This window comes from Solwaraspora sp. WMMD937 (assembly GCF_029581175.1).
Classification (GTDB): Bacteria; Actinomycetota; Actinomycetes; order Mycobacteriales; family Micromonosporaceae; genus Micromonospora_E.
In genome coordinates, this window is record NZ_CP120738.1 from 3567784 (window position 1) to 3590386 (window position 22603).

Annotated in this window: 18 protein-coding genes and 1 pseudogene; 12 read left to right on the top strand and 7 right to left on the bottom strand. The window is 70.8% G+C overall.

All coding sequences use genetic code 11. The annotated features are described in order from the left end of the window. Window positions 1–11 precede the first annotated feature (11 nt). From O7621_RS15645 to rny, 7 genes are all read left to right on the top strand, one after another. Window positions 12–1361 (top strand): aminotransferase class I/II-fold pyridoxal phosphate-dependent enzyme, encoded by a 1350-nt coding sequence (locus O7621_RS15645; RefSeq protein WP_282229959.1) that lies wholly within the window; start codon window positions 12–14, stop codon window positions 1359–1361. 71 nt (window positions 1362–1432) lie between these two features. Then, window positions 1433–2128 carry a UdgX family uracil-DNA binding protein gene (locus tag O7621_RS15650; protein WP_282229960.1) on the top strand — a complete coding sequence of 232 codons (696 nt, stop codon included), beginning with the start codon at window positions 1433–1435 and terminating at the stop codon, window positions 2126–2128. Beyond that, complete coding sequence (locus O7621_RS15655) at window positions 2125–3441, top strand: MFS transporter (protein ID WP_282229961.1); 1317 nt, start codon at window positions 2125–2127, stop codon at window positions 3439–3441. The genes O7621_RS15650 and O7621_RS15655 overlap by 4 nt, the downstream gene beginning before the upstream one ends. 10 nt (window positions 3442–3451) lie before the next feature. Further along, on the top strand, window positions 3452–3652 hold the full coding sequence (locus tag O7621_RS15660; protein WP_281554019.1) for a DUF3046 domain-containing protein: 201 nt from the start codon (window positions 3452–3454) through the stop codon (window positions 3650–3652). Window positions 3653–4134: 482 nt separating this feature from the next. Next, window positions 4135–5181 carry a recombinase RecA gene (gene recA, locus O7621_RS15665; RefSeq protein ID WP_278168039.1) on the top strand — a complete coding sequence of 349 codons (1047 nt, stop codon included), beginning with the start codon at window positions 4135–4137 and terminating at the stop codon, window positions 5179–5181. Window positions 5182–5186: 5 nt separating this feature from the next. Beyond that, window positions 5187–5921, top strand: a complete 735-nt coding sequence (locus O7621_RS15670; RefSeq protein WP_282229962.1) for a regulatory protein RecX — start codon at window positions 5187–5189, stop codon at window positions 5919–5921. A gap of 499 nt (window positions 5922–6420) precedes the next feature. Beyond that, window positions 6421–8199 (top strand): ribonuclease Y, encoded by a 1779-nt coding sequence (gene rny, locus O7621_RS15675; RefSeq protein WP_282229963.1) that lies wholly within the window; start codon window positions 6421–6423, stop codon window positions 8197–8199. Between the two features lie 36 nt (window positions 8200–8235). Here rny and O7621_RS15680 read toward each other — a convergent pair whose 3' ends face one another. The 4 genes from O7621_RS15680 to O7621_RS15695 all read right to left on the bottom strand — a co-directional run bounded on the left by O7621_RS15680 (window position 8236) and on the right by O7621_RS15695 (window position 11851). Further along, window positions 8236–9267, bottom strand: a complete 1032-nt coding sequence (locus tag O7621_RS15680; protein ID WP_281554022.1) for an amino acid ABC transporter permease — start codon at window positions 9265–9267, stop codon at window positions 8236–8238. Between the two features lie 49 nt (window positions 9268–9316). Continuing rightward, a complete protein-coding gene (locus O7621_RS15685; protein WP_282229964.1) occupies window positions 9317–10024 on the bottom strand; it encodes an amino acid ABC transporter permease in 708 nt (235 codons plus the stop codon). Window positions 10025–10123: 99 nt separating this feature from the next. After that, window positions 10124–11014 carry a glutamate ABC transporter substrate-binding protein gene (locus O7621_RS15690; RefSeq protein WP_282229965.1) on the bottom strand — a complete coding sequence of 297 codons (891 nt, stop codon included), beginning with the start codon at window positions 11012–11014 and terminating at the stop codon, window positions 10124–10126. An 84-nt stretch (window positions 11015–11098) separates the two neighbouring features. Then, complete coding sequence (locus O7621_RS15695; protein ID WP_281554025.1) at window positions 11099–11851, bottom strand: amino acid ABC transporter ATP-binding protein; 753 nt, start codon at window positions 11849–11851, stop codon at window positions 11099–11101. 163 nt (window positions 11852–12014) lie between these two features. Here O7621_RS15695 and O7621_RS15700 point away from each other — a divergent pair, with 163 nt between their 5' ends. Together O7621_RS15700 and miaB are read left to right on the top strand one after the other, a co-directional pair. Next, the gene (locus O7621_RS15700; protein WP_281554026.1) at window positions 12015–12512 is read left to right on the top strand and encodes a hypothetical protein; all 498 of its coding nucleotides are present in this window, start codon (window positions 12015–12017) and stop codon (window positions 12510–12512) included. A gap of 37 nt (window positions 12513–12549) precedes the next feature. Then, window positions 12550–14049: a tRNA (N6-isopentenyl adenosine(37)-C2)-methylthiotransferase MiaB gene (gene miaB, locus O7621_RS15705; RefSeq protein WP_281554027.1), complete on the top strand. Its 1500-nt coding sequence runs from the start codon at window positions 12550–12552 to the stop codon at window positions 14047–14049. 100 nt (window positions 14050–14149) lie between these two features. On the opposite strand, the gene O7621_RS15710 is transcribed toward miaB, so the two are convergent. Together O7621_RS15710 and O7621_RS15715 are read right to left on the bottom strand one after the other, a co-directional pair. Continuing rightward, complete coding sequence (locus O7621_RS15710; RefSeq protein WP_282229966.1) at window positions 14150–15502, bottom strand: cellulose binding domain-containing protein; 1353 nt, start codon at window positions 15500–15502, stop codon at window positions 14150–14152. A 381-nt stretch (window positions 15503–15883) separates the two neighbouring features. Continuing rightward, window positions 15884–17092 (bottom strand): DUF349 domain-containing protein, encoded by a 1209-nt coding sequence (locus O7621_RS15715; RefSeq protein WP_282229967.1) that lies wholly within the window; start codon window positions 17090–17092, stop codon window positions 15884–15886. A 265-nt stretch (window positions 17093–17357) separates the two neighbouring features. Between O7621_RS15715 and O7621_RS15720 the strand changes: the two genes are divergently transcribed. Then, on the top strand, window positions 17358–18224 hold the full coding sequence (locus O7621_RS15720) for a class III extradiol dioxygenase subunit B-like domain-containing protein (protein WP_282229968.1): 867 nt from the start codon (window positions 17358–17360) through the stop codon (window positions 18222–18224). Between the two features lie 47 nt (window positions 18225–18271). Next, window positions 18272–19186, top strand: a complete 915-nt coding sequence (gene miaA / locus O7621_RS15725) for a tRNA (adenosine(37)-N6)-dimethylallyltransferase MiaA (protein ID WP_282234607.1) — start codon at window positions 18272–18274, stop codon at window positions 19184–19186. A gap of 181 nt (window positions 19187–19367) precedes the next feature. On the opposite strand, the pseudogene O7621_RS15730 reads toward miaA, so the two are convergent. After that, window positions 19368–20753: pseudogene (locus O7621_RS15730) on the bottom strand (NAD-dependent malic enzyme); the annotation flags it as partial. 403 nt (window positions 20754–21156) lie between these two features. On the opposite strand from O7621_RS15730, the gene hflX reads away from it, so the two are divergent. Continuing rightward, window positions 21157–22560, top strand: coding sequence for a GTPase HflX (gene hflX, locus O7621_RS15735; protein ID WP_282234608.1), 1404 nt, complete (start codon window positions 21157–21159; stop codon window positions 22558–22560). Window positions 22561–22603 lie beyond the last annotated feature (43 nt).

Consider the following 22603-nt stretch of genomic DNA (forward strand, 5'->3'; position numbering starts at 1 on the left):
ATTCGTTTATTGTGTCAGAACAATATCAGCCGACCGGTGCGACCGCGACCGAGATCTCGGCCAGCGTCGAGACCGGTGTCCGCACCGGTGCGTTGGCACCTGGCGCCCTGCTGCCGGCGGTGCGTGCGCTCGCCGACGCACTCGAGGTCAGCCCGGCCACCGTCGCCAAGGCGTACCAGGCGCTGCGCCAGCGGGGAATTGTCGACACCGACGGTCGGCGGGGCACCCGGGTCCGCGCCCGCCCACCGGTCGCCGTGACCCGGCCCGGTCCGTCCGCGCCGGCCCCGCCAGGCACCCTGGACCTGTCCACCGGCGAGCCGGATCCACGGCTGCTGCCGCCGCTGGCGACACATCTCGCTGCGGTCGCCCGGCAGTTGGCCGACACCTCGTCCGGGCAGGGTTACGCCGACGACGGCCTGCTGCCCGACCTCGCCGCGCTCGCTGCGGTCCGATTGGCCGACGACGGCCTGCCGGCTGCCGGTCTGACCGTCACCAGTGGCGCGCTGGACGGGATCGAACGTCTGCTCACCAGCAATCTGCGCCCTGGTGACCGGGTCGCGGTGGAGGACCCCGGCTGGGCCAACCTGCTGGACCTGATCGCGGCACTGGGCCTCACCCCGGTGCCGATGCCGGTGGACGGCCGTGGCCCTACCGAACCCGGCCTGCGGGCGGCGCTGTCGGCCGGTGTGTCCGCCATCGTGGTCACCACCCGGGCGCAGAACCCGACCGGCGCCGCCCTGGGCGCTGACCGGGCCGACCGGCTGCGACGGCTGCTGCGCGAGACCGACGACGTGCTGCTCATCGAGGACGACCACGCTGCCGAGCTCTCCAACGGCCCACCGCACGTGCTGGCCGGCACGACATCCCGATGGGCGTTCGTCCGCTCCGCCAGCAAGCCGTACGGCCCGGACCTGCGGATAGCGCTGTTGACCGGCGACGAGATCACATTGAGCCGGGTTGCCGGTCGAATGCGTATCGGTTCCGGCTGGGTCTCCACGGTCCTGCAGCGGCTGCTCGGAGAGTTGTGGCGCGACCCCTCGGTCACTGCCTCGGTGACCGAGGCCGGCCAGGTCTACCAGCGCCGCCGCGAGGCGCTGCGGACCGCGCTCGCCGGCCACGGCGTGGCCAGCCACGGCGGCAGCGGGCTCAACGTCTGGGTGCCGGTGACGGACGAGACCCACGTAGTGACCGCGCTGCAGAGAGCCGGATTCACCGTCTCGGCCGGAGCCCGCCACCGGCTACGCAGCGCGCCGGGTATCAGGATCACCGTCAGCGGTCTCGACGAGGACCGGGCCGGCGAGCTCGCTGCGGCGGTACGCGACGCGCTGCGTCCAGCGGGACCTGCCGGCGTCGGCAGGTGAGGTACGCGGGCCGTACCCGGACCGGTCGCCCCAGGCGCACCGGTCAACTCGCAACCGGGTAGGAAGGAGCCGTGACCGCGCACGAAACCACCGTCGGAGCCGATGGGTACGTCCCCACCGGTGCCCGTAGCCTCGCCGACCTGCGCGCTGCCGCCCCCGGTTGCCAGGGATGTGAGCTGCATCAGCCTGCCAGCCAGGTGGTCTTCGGTCGGGGCGACCCCGATGCCCGGGTGGTGATGGTCGGCGAGCAGCCCGGGGACGTCGAGGACCGCCAGGGTCTGCCGTTCGTCGGCCCGGCCGGCCGGCTGCTGCGCCGGGCGGTGGACGACGCCGGGATCCCGGTCGATCAGATCTATCTGACCAACGCGGTGAAGCACTTCCGCTTCGTGTCGCGCGGCGGTCGACGGATCCACCAGACCCCGGACCGGGTGCACATCGTGGCCTGCCGGCCCTGGCTGGTCGCCGAGTTCGCGACGCTGCGCCCGGACGTCGTCGTGGTGCTCGGCGCGACCGCGGCCCGGGCGCTGCTCGGCCCGGCGTTCCGGGTGACCCGATCGCGGGGCGTACCGCTGCCGTGGCCGGCCTCGGCCGAGCGGCCCGAGGAGTTCCCGGTGGGCCCGGCGCAGCTGGTGGCCACCATCCATCCCTCGGCGGTGCTGCGCGCCGACGACCAGCAGATCGCCTACCGAGGGCTGGTCACCGACCTCGGCGTAGTCCGCGGACTGCTCGCCGGTCGGGGCAGCCCGACCCCGGCGGTACGCCGATGACCGCACTCACCACACCGCCGTCGGTGACCGATCCGCCGCTACCTGGTGACGTCACCCGCATCCAACGCCGTACGCTGCGGCTGCTCGCCGGTACTCAGATGATCGGCGGCGTAGGCGTCACCATCGGGATCTCGGTCGGTGGCCTGCTCGCCGCCGAGCTTGGCGGGGTGACCGTCTCCGGCCTGGCGCAGAGCGCCGCGGTGGTCGGCGGGGCGCTGCTCGCCGTACCCGTGGTCCGGATCATGAACGGGCACGGCCGCCGACCCGGCCTGGTCTTCGCGTACCTGACGGGTGCGAGCGGGGCGGTGCTGGTGGTGGCCGCCGCAGCGGTGCGCTGGGTGCCGCTGCTGTTCGTCGGCATGGTCCTGTTCGGCGGCGCGACGACCGCTGGGCTCCAGGCCCGGTACGCGGCGGTCGACCTCGCCGAGCCGCGTCGTCGGGGCCGGCAACTGTCGCTGGTGGTCTGGGCGACCACGGTCGGCGCGGTGACCGCCCCCAACCTCGCCGGGCTGGCCGACCGGTCGGCCAGCGGAGTCGGGCTGCCGCCGCTGGCCGGTCCGTTCGCCGTCAGCACGCTGGCGTTCCTGCTGGCCGCGCTGCTGGTGCTGGTGTTGCTGCGACCGGATCCGTTGCTGACCGCCCGGCGGATCGCCGGCCCCGCTGCGGCGACCGCCCCGGTGCGGTCCGGCCGGGGTCTGCGGGCCGGGTCCGGCCGAGGCCTGCGTGCGGCGTTCGCGGTGGTCATGGCCCGACCCGCCGCGCGGCTCGGGGTCTGCGCCGTCGCCGTCGGCCACCTGGTGATGGTGGGGGTGATGGCGATGACGCCGGTCCACATCGGGATGGGGCACTCCGGTGGTGACCTGCTGCGCACCGTCGGGCTGGTGCTGAGCCTGCACATCGCCGGGATGTACGCGCTGTCGCCGGTGGTAGGTTGGCTCACCGACCGGGCCGGTCGCCGGCCGGTGATCCTCGGTGGGGTCGGGCTGCTGCTGGCCGCGTGCGCCGTGGCGGGCACCGCCGGCCACGATCCGGTACGCCTGGTGATCGGGCTGGTGCTGCTCGGGCTCGGCTGGTCGGGCACCATGGTCGCCGGCTCGACCCTGCTGTCGGAGTCGGTGCCGGTTGACGTCCGTCCGTCGGTCCAGGGCCTGTCGGACCTGGTGATGGGTCTGGCCGGCGCGTCCGCCGGTGCGGTCAGCGGAATCATCGTCGGGCTGTCCGGTTACGGCGTCCTGACGTTGCTGTCGGCGCTGGCCACGGTGCCGCTGCTGGGGTTGGTGCTGCGCCCGGTGCCGGCCCGGTCAAGGCAGTAAGGAGGCAGGGATGCGGTTGACGGACTTCTGGGGCCGGTTGGATGAGGCGTTCGGGCCGGCGTACGCCCGCAGCATCGCCACCGATCAGGTGCTGGCCCAGCTGGGTGGGCGCACCATCGCGCAGGCGCTCGCGGCCGGTGAGGAGACGGCGGTGGTCTGGCGGGCGGTCTGCGCCGCGTACCCCGACCGGGTTCCCGGCCGGTTGCGCTGACTCCCGCTGGGATCCTCGATCTGTCGATTACGGAAAGCCTCAGTCGATGTGCATCGTGTAACCGTACTGGTTCCGGGCGCTGGTTCGGTTTGATGCCACAGGTGCATCAAGATGCGTCTGTGGCATCAAACCTGGAAAGCATCTCGGGTGTCCGGGAGTCGGCCTGAGTGCGTCGCTTGCCGGCCGGTCGTACCTCCGCTTGGTCGTACCTCTACTTGCGGTCGTACCTCCGCTCGACGGGCGTGGGTCCGCGTAGCTGCATCTACTCTGTGCGGTCGAATGGCTGCTTTGAGTGGTGAAACTCGTGGGCGTGTCTGGTTTTCCACTCGTACATCTGTTCGGCTATTGTCCACAGCTAGGTGCTCATCCACAGGTTGCGGCCCGTCGGCTGTTTTCTGTCGGACCCAGCGCCTAGCGTGACCCGGGTGACGAGAAGCTCGGCCAGGACGCCTGGGAAGTCGGCGAACGTAGGGGTGGCAGCAATGGCGGCAGTGCCTGACAAGGAAAAGGCGCTCGATCTGGCGCTGGCTCAGATCGACAAACAGTTCGGCAAGGGCTCGGTGATGCGGCTGGGCGAGCGGCCGGTGATCCAGACCGCGGTGATCCCCACCGGCTCCATCGCACTCGACGTGGCACTCGGCGTCGGCGGCCTGCCCCGGGGTCGGGTGGTCGAGGTCTACGGCCCGGAGAGCAGCGGTAAGACCACGGTCGCCCTGCACGCGGTGGCCAACGCCCAGCGTTCCGGCGGCATCGCGGCGTTCATCGACGCCGAGCACGCGCTCGACCCGGACTACGCCAGGGCGCTCGGCGTGGACACCGACGCCATGCTGGTCTCCCAGCCGGACACCGGTGAGCAGGCGCTGGAGATCGCCGACATGCTGATCCGCTCCGGCGCGCTGGACATCATCGTGATCGACTCGGTCGCGGCCCTGGTGCCCCGTGCCGAGATCGAGGGCGAGATGGGGGACAGCCACGTCGGTCTGCAGGCCCGGCTGATGAGCCAGGCGCTGCGCAAGATCACCGGTGTGCTGAACAGCACCGGCACCACCGCGATCTTCATCAACCAGCTGCGGGAGAAGATCGGCGTGATGTTCGGCTCGCCGGAGACCACCACCGGTGGTCGGGCGCTGAAGTTCTACGCCTCGGTGCGGCTCGACGTGCGGCGGATCGAGAGCCTCAAGGACGGCACCGACGTGGTCGGCAACCGGACCCGGGTCAAGGTCGTCAAGAACAAGGTCTCTGCGCCGTTCAAGCAGGCCGAGTTCGACATCATGTACGGCAAGGGCATTTCCCGGGAGGGTTCGCTGATCGACGTCGGCGTCGAGCAGTCGATCATCCGCAAGTCCGGCGCCTGGTACACCTACGAGGGCGACCAGCTCGGTCAGGGCAAGGAGAAGGCTCGGGAGTTCCTCCGGGAGAACCCGGACGTGGCGGCTGAGATCGAGAAGAAGATCCTGGAGAAGCTCGGCGTCGGTGCGCTCGGTGCCGACGAGGCCGGCGGGCCTGAGCTGCCGCCGGTCGACTTCTGATCCGGATGGCTGGGCGACGACGCGGCGCACGGACGGGCCGGGGCTGGGATGCGGCTCCGCCCCGTCCCCGAGCCTCCCGTGCCGGCCGCAGCCGGCCGGCCGACCCCACCGCCGGGTTCGCCGACCCCACCGCTGAGCGCGACGGCCGCACCACCGGGTCCGCCGCGGTCGGCGGTGGGCAGCCGGTGGACGAGGCGCAGCAGGCACGCGACATCTGTCTGCGACAGCTCGCCGTCCGTCCTCGGACCCGGGCGGAGCTCGCCGCCGTGCTGCGGCGACGAGGCATTTCCGAGGCCACGGCCGATTCGGTCCTCGACCGGTACGACGAGGTCGGGATGATCGACGACGCGGCGTTCGCCCAGGCATGGGTGACCAGCCGGCACCACGGCCGAGGGTTGGCCCGGCGTAACCTCGCCGCCGAGTTGCGTCAGCGCGGCGTGGATCCGCAGACCGCCCGGGCCGCGCTGGACGGGCTGGACGAGTCGACCGAGCGGGCCACCGCGGCGGAGCTCGTCGAGCGCAAGCTGCGTACCGCCCGGGGTGCTCCGGACGTGGTGTTCCGGCGGCTGGTCGCGATGCTTGCCCGCAAGGGTTACTCGGCGGGGGTGGCCGTGCCGGTGGTCCGGGAGGCGTTGGCCGCCCGGTCCGCCGAGGCGGCCGAGTTCACCGACACGGTGGATGCCGAGGCACTGATCGGCGAGGTTCCCGACCCGGATGCTGAGCAGCCCTGGTCCACCTGACGGGACGCCATCCCCTGCGGGATGTGCCAAATTTCCGACTCATCCCGACGCGTCCTGAGCGCGATAAGCTTCCTGTGAGCGCGCCGATGCCCTACGTTCCGTTGTCGGTCTGATCATGACTTCTTGACCGAACGGCCCCTCGCGACCTAGCCTCGCGTTACAGACGAACAACCGACCCGTCGCAGGCTAACCGCACAACATAGATCGCATAACAGTACGGCATCACTTCGCAGCAGCAGTTCAGTAGCCAGACATGCCGCAACCGGACAGGCCGGTCCGGTGGCGACAGCACGCACAACGGCCGTTTCGCCGTGGTCGTGTCCGCACCCACGTGGGTGCTGTCTGGTCGTTGGTCAGCCGCCACGGTCGGGCGTTCCCATAGCCGTGGCCGCCCGGAGCGAGAAGCCTCCGGGAATGCCGACGGCGGACTGGAGGCGGTCGTGGCGCAGCGCAGGAAGCCGGCGGGACACGCGAGTGTCGGTAGGCCCGGAGGGTCGGCATGACCGGGCTGGAGTGGATGCTCTTCGCCGCGGTCGTCGTACTCGCCGGTCTGGTGCTCGCCGGCCTCGCGCTCGGCACCCACGCGCTGCGCCGGCTCACCACACCGGCGGCCGCGACGCCGGTCGAGGAGGACCCGGCTTTCGTCGCCGCCCGCGACCGGCAGGAACGCTCCCTCGCCGCGCTGCGTACCGCGGCCGACGAGGCATCCTCCGCCGTCGAGCAGGCCAAGGCGGCCGCCGCTGCGGCCCGTACCGACGCTGCCGCCGCCAAGGCCGAAGCGACCGCCGCCCGGGCCGAGGCCCGTCGGGTGCTCGACGCCGCCCGGGCCGAGGCGGACACCATCCTGGAGCGGGCCCACCGGCAGGCCGAGACCGAAGCCGAGCAGGTTCGGGCAGCGGCCCGGCGCAGCGGCGAGCGGGAGATCGCGATGCTCTCCCGGACCGTCAAGGAGCAGTCCGCCGAGCTGGACCGGCGCGGCCAGCGGATGGACGAGCGGGAACGTCAGCACGCCGAGGAAGCCGACCGGGTCGCCGAGCGGGACCGCCGGTTGACCGCCACCGCCGCCGAACTCGCCGAGCGCAAGGCAGCCCTGGCCGCCCGGGAGGCGGACCTGGCGGCCGCCGAGGAGCGCTGGCAGCGCGAGCTGGAACGGGTCGCCGGGCTGACCGCCGAGGCGGCCCGCGGTGAGCTCGTCGAAGCGATCGAGGGCCAGGCCAAACGGGAGGCGGCGATCCTGGTCCGCGACATCGAGGCCGACGCCCGCAACACCGCCGACCAGCGGGCCCGGCACATCGTGGTGGACGCCATCCAGCGGGTCGCCAGCGAACAGACCGCGGAGAGCGTGGTCAGCGTCCTGCATCTGCCCGGCGACGAGATGAAGGGCCGGATCATCGGGCGCGAAGGCCGCAACATCCGGGCGTTCGAGTCCGTCACCGGGGTCAACCTGATCATCGACGACACACCCGAGGCGGTCCTGCTGTCCTGCTTCGACCCGGTACGCCGGGAGACCGGACGGCTCACCCTGGAGAAACTGGTGCTCGACGGTCGGATTCATCCGCACCGGATCGAGGAGGTCTTCGAGACCGCCCGGCAGGAGGTGGAGCAGCTGTGCCACCGGGCTGCCGAGGAGGCGCTCGTCGACGTCGGCATCACCGAGATCCACCCTGAGCTGGCCACCCTGCTGGGCCGGCTGCGCTACCGGACCTCGTACGGCCAGAACGTGCTCAAGCATCTGGTGGAGACCGCGCACATCGCCGGGGTGATGGCCGCCGAGCTGCGTCTGGACGTCCCGCTGATCAAGCGGTGCGCGTTCCTGCACGACATCGGCAAGGCGCTCACCCACGAGGTCGAGGGCAGTCATGCGCTGATCGGCGCCGACCTGGCCCGCAAGTACGGCGAATCCGAGGAGGTGGTGCACGCCATCGAGGCGCACCACAACGAGGTGCCGCCGCAGACCGTCGAGGCGGTGCTCACCCAGGCCTCCGACGCGTGCTCCGGTGGTCGTCCCGGCGCGCGGCGAGAAAGCCTGGAGGCGTACGTCAAGCGGCTGGAGCGCATCGAGGAGATCGCCGCCGGCAAGATCGGCGTGGAGAAGGTCTTCGCCATGCAGGCCGGCCGGGAGATCCGGGTGATGGTCAAGCCGGACGACGTGGACGACATCGGCGCCGCGGTGCTGGCCCGCGACGTGGCCAAGCAGATCGAGGAGGAGCTGACTTACCCGGGGCAGATCCGGGTGACCGTGGTCCGCGAGTCCCGGGTCACCGAGATCGCCCGTTGACCGGCCGGACGGCCGGTCAACGGGCGGGCCGTCCGGTCAGCTGCTGCCTGACGTAGCCGTGCCGCCGGTGGTGGCGCTGCCGCCGGTGCCGGCCGCAGTCTGTTGGCCGGCCACCGTCGACGCCGGTGCCGCCGGCGGCTGGGGTGTGGCGCTGGTCCGCCGGCCCTGAGCCAGCCGCCGCTGCACCGACTCGGCGAGCTTGGACAGCGCGTAGTTGACCGCGATGAACAGCACCCCGATCACCAGATACACCTGGATCGGGTTACGCAGGTTCTGGATGATCGTCCGGCCGACCAGCAGCGTCTCCTGGTAGCCGATGATGAAGCCCAACGAGGTGTCCTTGAGCACCACGATCAGCTGGCTGATCAGAGCCGGCAGCATGATCCGGAACGCCTGCGGCAGCAGGATCATCCGGGTGGTCTGGAACGACGTCAGCCCGATCGCGGCGGCCGACTCGCGCTGCCCCGACGGCAGACCCTCCATCCCGGAGCGCAGGATCTCGGCGATCACCACGCCGTTGTAGATGGTCAGGCCCAGCACCAGGTACGGCAGCATCTCGTGGCCGAACGGGAGGACGATCTCCAGGCCGAGGTCCGGCAGGCCCCGGGCGACGAAGAAGATGGTGATCACCACCGGCAGGCCGCGGAACACCTCGACGCAGAACCGGGTCACCAGGTTCAACAGCCAGCTCAGCGCCCGCAACGCCAGCGCGAACGAGGTGGCGAGCCCGGTGAACCGGCGGCGCAGCAGCGCCTTCAGCTGGATCCGCAGCACCGCCAGCGCGGTGCCGAACAGCAACGACAGCGCGATCGCCAGGCCGGCGGCGGTCAGCGTGGCGGTGACCCCCTCGCCGAGCAGTGTCCAGACCTGACCGAACACCTCGTTGCCGGGGTCGATCAGTGGACCCCACTTCTCCATGGTGAACTGTTCGCGTTCGGCCAGCGGCCGGTAGACCAGGAAGTACCCGGCGGTGACGGCGGCGAGGGCCGACAGCACGCTGACGATCAGCGTGACCCGTCGGGCCCGTGGTCCGGGGGCGTCGTACAACACGCTCTGCTGCTGGCTCATGGCGTGGTTCCTCCGGTGACGGCTGCGGCGCTCGCGGGGGACGGGGCGGTCATCTGGCCACCGCCCGGCGGGCCTCGACCCGGTCGAGCAGCAGCCCGAGCGGCACGGTCATGATCAGGAAGCCGATCGAGATGCCGACGAAGACCGGGATGATCGGCTCGCCGAGGGCGCTGGTCAGGTTCTGCGCCGAGTTGGACAGGTCACCGACCACCCCGAAGAAGCCGGCCAGCGCCGAATTCTTGATCATGGCGATGATGACGCTGCCCAGCGGGACGATCGCGGCCTTCCACGCCTGGGGGAGTACCACGTGCCGCAGGTTCTGGGTGAAGGTCAGGCCGATCGCGCGGGCGGCCTCCGCCTGACCGGGCGGCACCGCGTTGATCCCGCTGCGGATCGCCTCGCAGACGAACGCACCGGTGTAGACGCTCAGCGCGATGATCGCGAACCGGAAGTACGGCAGGTCGATGCCGAGCCGGCTGAACACGATGCTCAGCCCGGGGATCCGCAGGAAGTCGGCGTTGGACCCGAGTGCGGGCAACCCGAAGGCCGAGAAGAACATCACGACGGTCAGCGGCACGTTGCGCAGCACCGTCACGTACGCCCCGCCGAGCCAGCGTAGCGGCGGCACCGGTGAGATCCGCAGGATCGCGACGAGCGTGCCGATCAGCAGCGCGCCGGTCGCGGACAGCAGACACAGCTGCAGGGTGAGCCAGAAACCTCCGACGAAGACGTCGAAGTGGTCGACGAGCACTCTCACACGAAAGACCCTTCTGCGAACCGTCCACCTGGGCGACCGGCCGGCCCGGAGCTGACTGCGCCGGGCCGGCCGGGATCGATCAGGGGCGACCTTCGACGGTCAGTAGCGGTCGACCGCGGGACCGGTCGGGGTGTTGTCGTCGAAGGTACCTGCGGTGGACTCCCACGCCGCGGCGTACGAGCCGTCGTCGTAGATCTTCTCCAGGGTGTCGTTGATGAAGTCGCGGAACGCGTCGTCGCCCTTCTTCACCCCGATGCCGTACGGCTCCTCGGTGAACTGCTCACCAGCCAGCTTGAAGTCGCCCTCGTTCTCGGCGATGAAGCCGAGCAGGATCACGTTGTCCGTGGTGACCGCGTCGACCTGACCGCCGCGCAGCGCGTCCACACACTTCTCGTAGACGTCGAACAGCACCAGCTGCTCGCCGGCGTCCGCCAGGTACTCCTGGATGTTCTCCGCCGGCGTCGAACCCTGCACCGAGCAGACCTTCTTGTCCCCGGCCTCGAACGACTCCGGCCCGGTGATCGACTCGTCGTCGGCGCGGACCATGATGTGCTGGCCGGCGACGTAGTACGGGCCGGCGAAGTCGATCCGCTCCTTGCGGGCGTCGTTGATCGTGTAGGTGGCCACCACGATGTCGACCCGGTCCTGCTCCAGCAGCTCCTCGCGGACCGCGGACGGCGCCTCGACGTACTCGATGTCGTCGGCGGCGATGCCCAGCTCGGCCGCGATCAGCTTGGCGATCTCGACGTCGAAGCCGGCCGGCTCGCCGTCGAGGCCCAGCAAGCCGAAGCCGGGCTGGTCGAACTTGGTGCCGACGGTCATGGTGCCGGCCTCGCTCAGCTCGGCCATCGTGGTACCGGCCTCGAAGCTCGGCGTCGCCACGTCGGGGTTCTCACTGCCGGAGTCGTCCCCGCCGCTGTCGCCGCAGGCCGCCATGGACACCGCCAACGCGGCCGTTGCGGCTACCGCCGCCATACGTGACATACGCATTGCTCAGTTCTCTCCTTCACGATGGGAAGCCCGCCGGGTCGCGGCCGACTCCACGTTGGATGAAACTCGTCCTCGAGCGGGATGTCAGTGGGTGAGGATCTTGGACAGGAAGTCCTTCGCCCGGTCGCTGCGCGGGTTGGTGAAGAACTCGGTGGGCGGGGCGTCCTCGACCAGCTGCCCGTCGGCCATGAAGATGACCCGGTTCGCGGCGTGCCGGGCGAAGCCCATCTCATGGGTGACGACGACCATCGTCATCCCCTCGGCTGCCAGCGAGGTCATCACGTCCAGCACCTCGCCGACCATTTCCGGGTCGAGCGCGCTGGTCGGCTCGTCGAACAGCATCGCCTTGGGCTGCATCGCCAACGCCCGGGCGATCGCCGCCCGCTGCTGCTGACCGCCGGAGAGCTGGGCCGGGAACTTGTCCGCCTGGTTGGCGATGCCGACCCGGTCGAGCAGTTGCAGTGCCCGCTCGCGGACCACCGACGCCTTCTCCCGGCGTACCTTCATCGGGCCGAGCGTGACGTTGTCCAGGATCGTCCGGTGCGCGAACAGGTTGAACGACTGGAACACCATGCCGACCTCGCTGCGCAGCCGGGCCAGGGCCCGGCCCTCCGCCGGCAGTGGTCGGCCGTCGAACAGGATGGTCCCGGAGCTGATCGGCTCCAGACGGTTGATCGCGCGGCACAGAGTGGACTTGCCGGAGCCGGACGGCCCGATCACCACCACCACTTCACCACGGTCGACCGAGAGGTCGACATCCTGGAGCACGTGCAGTGGACCGAACCACTTGTTGACTCCGCTCAGCACGATCAGCGGCTCACTGGTTGTCACCGTCATGCACCGTCCCTGTCCATGCACCGTCCTCGTCGTCACGATCGGTCGAGGTCACCTCACGTGGTCCCGCCACTTTAGGCGGCGTGATGTGTCGGAAGGCAACTCAAATGGTCACGGAGCGGTAACACAGCCCACGTGCCGGCTGCTGTCCGGGCAACATGATCGTATGGCGATTGCACCGTTCTGCACCACGCTGTGGAACTGGTCCGTCGACGGACCGCTCGCCCCAGGTCAGATCCGAGCCACCCTCGCGGCCATCATCGGTCGCCCGGTGGTGTCGCTGGGTGGGGCTTCGGCGGAGCGGTTCCCCGACGGCGTGGTGCTCTGCGACGTCTGGGACGGGGCCGGGGACTTCCCGGTGAACGTCGACTGCTACGCCGCACCGGTCGACCCGCCCGAGCACCGGGTCCTCGCCGCCTTCGCCCGCCGGACCGGACGTCGCTGCGTACTCGCCGACGACACGCTGGACGCGACCCGCCACCTGCTGGTGTCCCCGGATGGCACGGTCCGTCCGGTGCACCTGGACATCGAACCGACCAGCGTCGGTGACCGCCGTACCAACCTGCGGCTGTGCAGCCTGACCGACCCCGGCTGCCGGGCCGGGTTGTTCTGCGGCGGCTCGCGGTGGGGGCCCGACTCGGTGGCTCCGACACTCGCCGCGTGATCCCGGCGGCGGGCGGCCGGCTACGCTGTCTGATGTCATGACTACCAGCGCAGCACACGCCCGCCACCCACGTACCTACCAGGTGCGCACCTACGGCTGCCAGATGAACGTGCACGACTCCGAACGGATCTCCGGCCTGCTGGAATCGGCAGGCTACGTCCGGGCGGGGGAGTCCGACGATCCGGACGTCGTCGTCTTCAACACCTGCGCGGTGCGGGAGAACGCCGACAACCGGCTGTACGGCAACCTCGGTCACCTGCGACCGGTCAAGGAGAAGCGGCCGCAGATGCAGATCGCGGTCGGCGGCTGCCTGGCGCAGAAGGACCGGGGCGAGATCGTCCGCCGGGCCCCCTGGGTCGACGTCGTCTTCGGCACGCACAACATCGGTGCGCTGCCGACCCTGCTGGACCGGGCCCGGCACAACTCCGCCGCCGAGGTGGAGATCCTCGAGTCGCTGGAGGTCTTCCCCTCCACTCTGCCGACCCGGCGGGAGTCGACCTACGCCGGCTGGGTGTCGATCTCCGTCGGCTGCAACAACACCTGCACCTTCTGCATCGTGCCGTCGCTGCGCGGCCGGGAGAAGGACCGTCGGCCCGGCGACGTCCTCGCCGAGGTACGGGCACTGGTCGACGAGGGTGTGCTGGAGGTGACCCTGCTCGGCCAGAACGTCAACTCCTACGGTGTCGAGTTCGGTGACCGGTTCGCGTTCGGCAAACTGCTACGCGCCTGCGGCGGGATCGACGGGCTGGAACGGGTCCGGTTCACCAGCCCGCACCCGAAGGACTTCACCGACGACGTGATCGCCGCGATGGCCGAGACCGACAACGTCTGCCACTCGCTGCACATGCCGCTGCAGTCCGGTTCGGACGCCGTGCTGCGGGCGATGCGCCGCTCCTACCGCGCCGACCGCTACCTCGGCATCATCGACAAGGTGCGGGCGGCGATGCCGGACGCGGCGATCACCACCGACATCATCGTCGGTTTCCCCGGTGAGACCGACGCCGACTTCGAACGCACCCTCGACGTGGTACGGGCCGCCCGGTTCTCCTCGGCGTTCACCTTCCAGTACTCGAAACGCCCCGGCACCCCGGCCGCCGAGATGCCCGGCCAGTTGCCGAAGCCGGTGGTGCAGGAGCGCTACGACCGGCTGATCGCCTGTCTGGAGGAGATCACCTGGGCGGAGAACCGTCGGCTGCTCGGCCGGACGGTCGAGGTGCTGGTCGCGGTCGGCGAGGGCCGCAAGGACGGGCGGACCGGGCGGCTGTCCGGCCGGGCCCGGGACGGCCGGCTGGTGCACTTCGACGCCGGCCCGCTCGCCGGGCGCATCCGTCCCGGTGACCTCGTCGAGGTGGTGGTCAGCTACGCGGCTCCGCACCACCTCAACGCCGACGGCGAGCCGGTCGCCCACCGTCGGACCCGGGCCGGCGACGCGTACGAGGCAGGGCGGACACCGCGTACCGGCGGGGTGCTGCTGGGGCTGCCGACGGTGGGTGCACCACCCCCGGCGACACTGGCCACCTCGGCCTGCGACCGCTGAACCCTGTCAGCCGCGTCTGACCCGGGTGCCGTCAGCTGCTGATCCGGCACCGCGCCGTCTCCCGGCCGCACCGCGCGGCCGGGAGACGGACGTCATCGGGTCAGAGGCCGATCTTGCCGGTGCCGGCGCCGTTCGTGACGACGGACTTCACCTGGCTGGCGGTGGTCAACGAGTAGGAGTACGGGATGCTCGCGACCCCGCCGGCGGTTTCCGGAGTGCCGGAGTTCACGAAGTGGTTGTTGCGGGCGACGAGGGTGCCCGGGTCCGACGCGGCGTAGCCGACGTGCGTCGGGTCGTCGACGTTCTCGAAGTAGTTGCCCTCGACGAGAACGCCGGCGTCCATGGTGGAGGCGACACCGTAGTCGTTGTCGTAGTAGTAGTTGTTGAACACATGCACCGGGTTGCCGAACCGGACCCGCGGATGCCGGGAACCGGAGCCGTCGAACCAGTTGTGGTGGTAGGTGACCCGTAGGTGACCGCGGTCCTGGCTGGCGTTGTTGTCCGAGTGGCCGAGCAGCATCGACTTGCTGTGGTTGAAGACGCGGTTCCACGACACCGTGATGTAGTCGGAACCGCGCTTGATGTCCACGGCTCCGTCGTACCCGTTGGTGAAGCTGTTGTGGTCGACCCAGACGTTGGTGGACTCGGTCTGGACGTTGATGGCGTCGTCATTCCAGTTGCGGAAGTTGATGTTGCGGATGATCACGTTTCGCTGGTTGCTGATGTTGAATCCGCAGCCGGAGATCGTGGCCGAGGAGCCGATGCCGACGATCGTCTTGTTGCTACCGACGTTCAGCATGCCTGAGCAGGAGATGGTCCCGGACACCCGGATGACGGCGGAGCCGGATCCGCTGATCGCCGAGGACAGCGCCGAGGAGTTGCTGACGGTGGTCGGGGAGGCGTTGCCGCCACCGGTGGTGCCGCCGTTCTGGGTGGCCCAGCCGACCAGGCCGGTCGGCGTCTGGCCGGGTGGCGGTGTGGTCGGGTTGGGTGGTGGTGTGGTCGGGTTCGGTGGCGGTGTGGTCGGGTTGGTGCCACCGGTGCAGGCCACGCCGTTCAGGCTGAAACTGCTCGGTGCCGGGTTGGACGAGTTGTTCCACGACCCGTTGAAGCCGAACGAGACGCTCGCGTTCGAACCGAGGTTGCCGTTGTAGCTCACATTGCGAGCGGTGACGGAGCTCCCGCTCTGCGAGATGTCGGCGTTCCACGCCTGAACGACCTCTTGGCCGGCGCCAAAGGTCCACTGCAGGGACCAGGACGACATCGCGTCGCCGAGGTTGGTGAGGACGACGTTGCCGGTGAAACCGCCCGGCCACTGGGAGGCGACCGAGTAGTCGACTCGGCAGCCGGTAGCGGCGTGGGCGGTGCTTGCGCTGACGACCGTGGCACCGGTCAGGGCGACGGCAGCGACCGCAGTGGTGGCCAGCGCCGTGCGGCGCCGTGCTGCGTGCATTGAGATCTCCTTACGGCATGGCGGGGTGCGTCGCCGGTGGGAGAGCCAGCCCGGTTGGCTCGCAGGTGCGGAGTGCTGGCGGTGCACCACGCCGCAGGTATGACAGGACGGATCCCGCTGGACGGGCGGGGAAGCGCTTTCCTTAGCAAAACATAGAAGGATGGCGATGTCAAAAGGTGTGTCATGAGCAGGTCGTAGGGCGCCTCTCAGCCACGAGAGCGACCGGGTTGCCGGACCCGCCAGAGCTCGCAGGCGGCATCGGGCCGCCGGCCGCTGACAGTTGCTGGCGGCCGGCGGGACTTAGGGGCATCCGCCGTCGAGTTCGCGGTCGGATGCCGCCGGTGTCTTGTCAGTGCTCTTCGGTCGGCTACCCGGTTGGCGCTACTTGGCCTGCTCCGCGAGTGCCAGGAACTGCCGCTTGCCGGCGAGCGCCTTCTCCGCCTCGCGGATCCGTTTGGCGTCACCGGCCGCCCGCGCCCGCTCCAGCCGCTGCTCGGCCTCGGCGACCTGCTCGCGCATCTGAGTCAACAGGGGATTGGCCGACGGCTCGGTGCGCCGCCACGCCGAGTCCATCGTTTCCCGTACCCGGTCCTCGACCGCTCGCAGTCGACGGTCCAGCCCCGTCGCCGACTCGCGTGGCACCCGGCCGATGTCATGCCACTGGCCCTGCACCTCACGCAGCTTCGCCTGCGCGGTACGCGGATCCGCGTCGATGTCGACGGCCTCCAGCTCGGTCAGCAGCGCCTGCTTGCGCTCCAGATTGGCGCGCTGCTCGGCGTCGCGGGCCGAAAAGACCTCGCTGCGGCGGGTGAAGAAGGTGTCCTGCGCCGAACGGAACCGTTCCCACAGCTTCTGCTCCGCCTCCTTCGAGGCGCGTGGGGCAGCCTTCCACTCGGCCATCAGCTCCTTGAGCCGGCTCGCGGTGCTGGCCCAGTCGGTCGACTCGGCCAGCGCCTCGGCCTCGGCGACCAGCTCGTTCTTGGCCGACTGAGCCTGCTTGCGCTGCGCGTCGAGGGTGGCGAAGTGCGCGCCCCGTCGGCGGGTGAAGCCGTCCCGGGCGGCGGCGAACCGCTTCCACAGCTCCCCGTCGGTCTTCTTGTCGACGCCGCGGATCGTCTTCCACTCGTCGAGAATCTCCCGGAACCGGTCGCCGGTGCTCTTCCACCCGGTGGACTCGGCCGCGAGCTGCTCGGCCTCGACCACCAGCTCGGTCTTGCGGGCCAGTGCGGCGGCGCGGGCAGCGTCGCGGGCCGCTCTGGCCTGCGCCGCTTTCTCCTCGGCGAGGGCCGCCAGCTTGTCCAGCCGGTCGGCCAGCGAATCGAGATCGCCGACCACATGGGCCTCGGCCAGTGACCCGCGCAGTCGTCGGATCGTATTGAGCGAATGCGTCGCGTCGGCGGCACCGGACTGCAACCGGGCCTCCGTCAGATCGACCTCGGTGACCAGGTCGGCGAACCGGCGGGCGAAGTGTGCCAGGCCTTCCTCCGGCGCTCCAGCCTGCCAGGACCCGACCGCGCGCTCTCCTTCGGCAGTCTTGACGTAGACCGTGCCGTCCGCATCAACCCGTCCGAAGGAAGTCCAGTCGCTCATGTGCCCATCCTCGTTCTCCCGGCGTCGCAGGATCGAGATGTCCCGATGGACGCCGCCACGGCGCAGTTAGGTTGCGGGTAAGTTTCCCCCGCGCATTGTCACAGGTCCAACCCTGCCGGCGTCGAGCGCCTGTCGCCGACCGTGACCATACGGTGTCCTTGTCGGTGGTTGGCCCACGAGTCGGTGCCAAAGGGGCCAGATTTCTACACTGAAGGTGATTGGTTGACTGCGTGGCGCAACAGGGCTACGGGTTACCGTGGAAGCCGTGCCCCCGCTGCGCGTCGCCTTCTGCCCACACCCGCCGGTGATCGTTCCCGAACTGGCCGGCGGGGCCGCCGCCGAGCTCGACGAACTGCGGCGCGCCGCCACCGACGCCGTCCGGTCACTGGTCGACTGCCCCGCCGAACGAATCGTGGTCATCGGCACCGACGATCCGTCCACCGATCCCGATCCGACGGAGCGGGTCTGGCGGCCACCGTTGTCCGCCAGCTTCCGGCCCTGGGGGGTGGCGGTCGACGTACCCTTGGGCGCGGCGCTGCCCGGTGCCGCACCGGACGCCACACCGGCCCCCGGCACCACGTCGACCGGTGCCGGCCGCCGCCTGCCGCTGAGCCTGACCGTCGCGGCGTGGTTGCTCGCCCGCGCCGACGTCGACCCCGCTCGTACGGCGGTCGAGATGGTCGCGGTCCCCGCCGGTACGCCACCCGACCAGTGCCTACGGCGCGGGCGGGTGCTCGCCGGGTCCGCAGCGGCGGGACTCCGGACCGCCGCCCGACCGTGGGCGGCCCTGGTGATGGGGGACGGCTCCGCCTGCCGGGGTCTCTCCTCACCCGGCTACCAGGACGACCGGGCGGAACCCTTCGACGACGAGGTCGCCGCCGCCCTCGCTACCGCCGACCACCGGAGACTCGCCCGCCTGGACCCGGGTCTGGCCGGCGCGCTGCGGGTCGCCGGCCGGGCCGCCTGGCAGGTGGCCGCCAGTGCGGCGACTGCTGGTGCCGGTGCGGCGGCCGCTGACGCTGATGCCGCCGGTGCGGCGGCCGGCGACGTGACCGACTGGACCGGCCGGCTCACCTACTACGCCGCACCGTACGGCGTCGCGTACTTTGTCGCCTCGTGGCACCGGAACTGACCAACGGCCGCGGCACCGGGCCGCGCCGACCCGCGCCGATCCGCCCGATCCGCCCGGACCGCGTGGTGGCGGTGATCGGCCCGACCGCGGCCGGCAAGTCCGCGCTGAGCATCACGCTCGCCCAGCAACTCGGCGCCGAGGTGGTCAACGCCGACTCGATGCAGCTGTACCAAGGGCTGGACATCGGCACCGCCAAGCTCACCGTCGACGAACGGGCCGGCGTACCGCACCACCTGCTCGACATCTGGCCGGTCACCGCGCCAGCCAGCGTCGCGGAGTACCAGCGGCTGGCCCGCGCCGCCATCGACGACATCCTGCGCCGGGGGCGACTGCCGCTGCTGGTCGGCGGCTCCGGCCTGTATGTGCGGGCGGTGCTGGAGAAATTCGACTTTCCCGGCACCGACCCGGCGCTGCGCGACCGGCTCGAAGCCGAACTCGCCGAGACCGGCCCGGGTCCGCTGCACGCCCGGCTGTCCGCCGTCGACCCGGCGGCCGCCGCCGCGATCCTGCCCGGCAACGGGCGGCGGATCGTCCGGGCGCTGGAGGTGATCGAGCTGACCGGGCGGCCGTTCACCGCCGCGTTGCCGGAACCGGTGCCGTACTACGACGCCGTACAACTGGGAATCGATCTGCCCACCGGTCCACTCGACGAGCGGATCGCCCGCCGGGTGGACCGGATGTGGGAGCAGGGCCTGGTGGACGAGGTCCGCGCGCTGCTCGGGCAGGGCCTGCGGGACGGCCGTACCGCCAGTCGGGCGCTCGGCTACCAGCAGGTGCTGCGGATGCTCGACGGCGAGTACGACGACGAACAGGCCCGAGCGGAAACAGTACGGGCGACCCGCCGGTTCGTCCGCCGGCAACGTTCCTGGTTCCGCCGCGACGCCCGGGTGTGCTGGCTCGACGGCGCCGACCCCGACCTGGTCCGGTCGGCGCACGCCGCGTTGCGCGCTCTGCGGCGCTGAGCGGCGCGGCTGGTGCCGACCCGGTCCGGGGACCGCGCCGAAACCCGGTCCGGGTACCGCCAGCCGCCCGGGGTCAGGTGTCGGCTGCCGCTGACCGTTGCTGGATGGCGGGCACACCGGCCGGGGCGGTGGCCACGGCCGGCTGCGCGACGACGGTCGGCTGCGCGGCCACGTCCGAGGCCTGCGCAGCGGCTCGGACCGCAGCGGCCACCGCCGGTGCCACCCGGGGATCGAACACGCTCGGCACGATCACCGTCGGGTTGATCCGATCCTCGCCCACCACATCGGCGATGGCCCGCGCCGCCGCCAACGCCATGTCGTCGGTGAACGACTCCGCGTGGGCGTCGAGCATGCCCCGGAACACGCCCGGAAACGCCAGTACGTTGTTGATCTGGTTCGGCTGGTCGGAACGCCCCGTCGCGACCACCGCCGCGTGCCGGCGGGCCTCGCGCGGATCCACCTCGGGGTCCGGGTTCGCCAACGCGAACACGATCGAATCCGGCGCCATGGCGGCGATGTCGTCGCCGGTCAGCAGGTTCGGCGCGCTCACCCCGATGAACACGTCCGCGCCGCGCAGCGCGCCGGGCAGATTCCCGGCGTACCCGGTCGAGTTGGTGTGCTCGGCCAGCCATCGCCAGGTGGGGTTCAACCCGCTCAGCCCTCGGTGCAGCGCCCCTGGTCGGTCGTAGGCGATGACGTCGCCGACGCCCTGGCGCAGCAGCAGCTTGATGATGGCGGTGCCGGCCGCGCCTGCCCCGGAGACCACCACCCGTACGTCGCTGAGCTGCTTGCCGACCACCCGCAGCGCGTTGGTCAGCGCGGCCAGCACGCAGATCGCCGTGCCGTGCTGGTCGTCGTGGAAGACCGGGATGTCGAGCAGCTCCCGCAGCTTCGACTCGATCTCGAAGCAGCGCGGCGCGGCGATGTCCTCCAGGTTGATCCCGCCGTAGCCGGGCGCGATCGCCCGTACGATCGACACGATGTCGTCCGGATCCTGGGTGTCCAGCACCACCGGCCAGGCGTCGACGTCGCCGAACCGCTTGAACAGCGCCGCCTTGCCCTCCATCACCGGCAGCGCGGCCGCCGGACCGAGATTGCCCAGCCCGAGCACTGCCGAACCGTCGGTCACCACCGCCACGGTGTTGCGCTTTATGGTCAGCCGGCGCGCGTCGGCCGGATTGTCGGCGATCGCCAGGCACACCCGCGCCACCCCCGGCGTGTACGCCCGGGACAGTTCGTCCCGGTTCCGTAGCGACACCTTCGGGGCCACCTCGATCTTGCCGCCCAGATGCAGCAGGAACGTCCGGTCCGACACCTTGCGGACCTCGACGCCGTCGAGCGCCTCGAGCTCCTTGACCACGTCGTCGGCGTGCGCCGCGTCGGCCGTGTCGCACGTCAGGTCGACCACCACGCTGACCGGGTCGGAGTCGACCACGTCGAGCGCGGTGACGATGGCACCAGCATCGCCGACACAGGTGGTCAACCGGCCGATCGCGGACGCGTCGGCGGGAATACTGATCCGGATGGTGATGGAGAAGCCGGCACTGGGCAGGCGGGTGGTCGCCACGGGATCCCTCCGTCGTTGGTGGGGGCGGCCGGACCGGGCCGCTGCACCATTCTTGCGCGTGATCCGCACCGTGCCCGATCCGCCCCGCGTACGGCGTGCCGTAGCCGTTCAGCCGCAGGTCGCGGCGCGGCCACCCGACTCGGCGTCGGCTGCGAACGGACCGGCGCGCGGCGGCGACCCGACCGGGTACCGGCCGTGCGGGCAGCCCGCGTCCTGATATGTAGGTGCGGCGCGGCCGTCGGCGTGTCACGATCGAATCCTGAGGAGGCAGCTTTTGCGTACCTATCGTACCGAGGAGACGGTTCACCCGCCGTTCCACCTGTCGACCGCCGCCGACCCGGACGGCCCAACCGGACCCCATGGTCAAACCGGGACCCATGGTCAAACCGGGCCGGACGGTCCGATCGAGCCGACGGACGACGACACCACCGTCGGCGACCTGGAGCTGGCCGACCGGCACGCGCTGCGCCGCGTCGCCGGGCTCTCCACCGAACTCGCCGACATCACCGAGGTCGAGTACCGCCAGCTGCGGCTGGAGCGCGTGGTGCTGGTGGGAGTGTGGGAGAGCGGGACGGTGATTGACGCGGAGAACTCGCTCACCGAGCTCGCTGCGCTCGCCGAGACCGCCGGGTCCCAGGTGCTGGAGGGCCTGATCCAACGCCGCGACCGGCCCGACCCGGCCACCTACGTCGGCCGGGGCAAGGTCGGCGAGCTCGGCGACGTGGTGCTCGCTTCCGGCGCGGACACGGTGATCTGTGACGGCGAGCTCTCCCCGTCGCAGCTGCGCAACCTGGAGCAGAAGGTCAAGGTCAAGGTCATCGACCGGACCGCGCTGATCCTTGACATCTTCGCCCAGCACGCCAAGAGCAAAGAGGGCAAGGCCCAGGTCGAGTTGGCCCAGCTGGAGTACCTGCTGCCCCGGCTGCGCGGCTGGGGCGAAACGCTGTCCCGGCAGACCGGCGGCAGCGGCCGTGGTGGCGGCGCCGGGGGCGGCGTCGGCCTGCGCGGACCCGGTGAGACCAAACTGGAAACCGACCGGCGCCGGATCCGTACCCGGATCGCCCGCCTGCGGCGGGAGATCAAAGGCATGCGGACGGTACGCGAGACGAAACGCGCCCGCCGTACCCGCAACGCGGTGCCGGCGGTGGCGATCGCCGGCTACACCAACGCCGGCAAGTCCAGCCTGCTGAACCGGATCACCGGTGCCGGGGTGCTGGTCGAGGACGCGTTGTTCGCCACCCTCGACCCGACCACCCGCCGGGCGCATGCCGCCGACGGCCGGGTCTACACCCTGTCGGACACCGTCGGTTTCGTCCGGCACCTGCCGCACCAGATCGTCGAAGCGTTCCGCTCTACTCTGGAGGAGGTCGCCGAGGCCGACCTGGTGGTGCATGTGGTCGACGGTGCCCATCCTGATCCGGAGGAACAGGTTCGCGCGGTCCGCGAGGTGCTCGCCGAGGTAGGTGCCGACCGTCGCCCCGAGTTGCTGGTCGTCAACAAGATCGACGCGGCCAGCGAGGAGGACCTGCTGCGGCTCAAGCGGCTCTGGCCCGACGCTGTCTTCGTCTCCGCCCGGCAGGCCCGGGGCATCGACGACCTGCGCGCCGCGATCGAGCAACGCCTGCCACGACCGGCCATCCAGGTCAGCGTGATGCTGCCGTACCACCGGGGTGACCTGGTGTCCCGGGTGCACCACCGGGGTGAGGTCCTCGGCACCCGGCACACCGCCGCCGGTACCCTGCTGCAGGCGCGTGTCGACGAGGCACTCGCCGCCGAACTCCAACCGTTCCTGACTCCGGGCGAGTGACATTCTTTCCGCAGACTCAGTGATCCGCCGAAGACTTCACGTG